The organism is Allochromatium warmingii, from assembly GCF_900107145.1.
Classification (GTDB): Bacteria; Pseudomonadota; Gammaproteobacteria; order Chromatiales; family Chromatiaceae; genus Thermochromatium; species Thermochromatium warmingii.
The window spans coordinates 1-2,415 of record NZ_FNOW01000078.1 but is presented as its reverse complement, the minus strand read 5'-3'; the positions used below and the strand labels follow the sequence as shown (position 1 = coordinate 2,415).

Annotated in this window: 1 protein-coding gene and 1 pseudogene; both read left to right on the top strand. The window is 43.9% G+C overall.

Going from position 1 to position 2,415, the window contains the following annotated elements:
- Positions 1 to 1,671 (top strand): class I SAM-dependent DNA methyltransferase (locus tag BLW10_RS14060; protein ID WP_177169079.1); only part of this gene is annotated, 1,671 nt, incomplete at its 5' end.
- Positions 1,672 to 1,758: 87 nt separating this feature from the next.
- Positions 1,759 to 1,920 (top strand): annotated as a pseudogene (locus tag BLW10_RS14360) (nucleotidyltransferase family protein); the annotation flags it as partial.
- Positions 1,921 to 2,415 lie beyond the last annotated feature (495 nt).

The window sequence follows — 2,415 nt, the reverse complement described above, 5'->3', positions numbered from 1 at the left end:
GGGCCGCATAATGTGTTGGGATTGGAAGTTAATGAGTTTGCGGCGGAATTGGCGCGGGTGACGGTGTGGATTGGGGATATTCAGTGGTGTCGGCGTAATAAATATGAACCGGCAATGAATCCGATTTTGCGTCCGTTAGAGGGGATTGCGCATCAGGATGCGTTATTGAATGCGGATGGGAGCGAGGCCGAATGGCCGCCAGCCGATGTGATTGTCGGGAATCCGCCGTTTTTGGGTGATAAAAAGATGCTTAGAGCATTAGGCGAAAATTATGTAAATACACTTCGCTCGATTTATCAAGGACGGGTTCCCGGTGGAGCTGATCTTGTAACTTATTGGTTTGAAAAGGCAAGAGATCATATCGAATCGGGCAAAGCACAAGCGGCGGGATTAGTAGCAACTAATAGTATTCGAGGTGGAGCTAACCGTAAAGTCCTTGAGCGAATTTGTAATACAGGGACAATTTTTAATGCTTGGTCAGATGAACAGTGGATTAACGAAGGTGCGGCGGTTCGGGTGTCACTAGTGGCGTTCAGACATCATGGTGAACCAATTGCAACTATGCTTAATGGTCAACCAGTTTTGAGGATTCAATCAAATCTTTCTGGCGCAAATAATCAAGATAAGTTTGCTGATATAACAAAAGCATATGTTCTTGCTAAAAATGCTAATACATGTTTTATCGGCACACAAAAAACAGGCGCTTTCGATGTTTCAGGATCGAAAGCAAGAAACTGGTTAAAAGAACCTAACCCACATGGCAAACCAAACAGTGATGTTGTTCGTCCTTGGGTAAACGGAAAAGATTTAACTAATCGCGCTTCGGATACATGGATTATTGATTTTGGCATATCTACTTTAGAAAAAGATGCGTGTTTATATGAACACCCCTTTAGCTATCTTATAGAACATGTCCAAAATTCTCGCAGCGAAAAACGAGAAACTGTAGCTGCAAAGTGGTGGTTACACACGCGACCTCGACCTGATATGCGTAAAGCTCTTCAGGGTTTAAACCGCTACATCGTAACTCCAAGAGTTGCCAAGCATAGATTTTTTGTTTGGCTTCCTATTGCCATGCTTCCAGATTCACGATTATGTGTTATCAGTCGCGCTGATGATGTGACATTCGGCTTACTTTCCGCAAAATTTCATACTTGCTGGTCTCTTGCAACGTGTTCCTGGCACGGTGTCGGTAATGATCCGACTTACAATGCTCAATCCTGCTTTGAAACCTTCCCTTTCCCCGCTGGCCTCACCCCAGCCGATACCAAACACGGCACCGAAACCCTCGACAGTGGAGCCATTATCCCCATCGTCGCCGATGAATTAAAAGAACGCGCCCGCGCTATTGCCAACGCTGCCCATCAACTCAATACACTCCGCAATAACTGGCTCAATCCAAAAGAATGGGTTGATTGGGTCATTACCCCAGAAGAACAACAAGCTGGATTTCCTAGCCGCCCCATTGCCAAACCCGGCCATGAAACCGCATTAAAACAACGCACTCTCACCAATTTATACAATAAACCACCCGCTTGGCTAATCAACGCCCATCGCGCCCTTGATATTGCCGTCGCACAGGCTTACGGCTGGGAAGATTACACACACGAATTACCGGACGACATGATATTACAACGGCTGCTGGCGTTGAATTTGGCGCGTAATGCGTAGGGTACTAAAATAAATTGATAACTGGAGGTTGAAAATTATTCGATGCGCGTTGCTTGATCTCTCGATCAACATGCTTTAGCCGAATTTTGCGAGCGGCATTATATCCGTCGCTTATCGCTGTTTGGTTCGCAGTTAACTGGATTCGCTCGACCTGATAGCGATATTGATTTATTAGTCGAGTTCGATCCTGAGCATATTCCAGGACTGCATGAAGTATTGCAACCTGCTGAGTTTCAATATGCACGATAAAGATCGCATTCGCTTTTTGCATATGATTGAAGCAGCGGAGGATGTATGTCGATTTATCGAAGGACGCCAGCGTTCAGAATTGGTGGATACTTCTAGGTCACGAAGCTGGAGCTTCGTAACCAGAGAAAATTTCCTACAGTCTTAAAGTATTATTGGCATAAATTCTGTAACTCTAGCCCTTCAAACAACCTTGACTTTCGGTTATTATTGTGAATAAATTAGGCGCTATGCAAAAGCTCTCCCAAAAAGCTAACGTCACTTGGGACAACAACTAATCCTAGCACGCTAGAGAAGATCAATGACACCTAACAAAAAAAATCACGCCAAACATGCTGCGATTACAATTATTTCTAAGAATTATTTTGCCTATGCATTAACGCTTGAAGAATCCTATCGTAAATATACTAAGCTCATTTGAAATTTTCGTTTTTGAAACCAGCTTTGCATTCATTTAGTTTATGCTTAACTACACACTGTCGACTGATCAGTTGATTG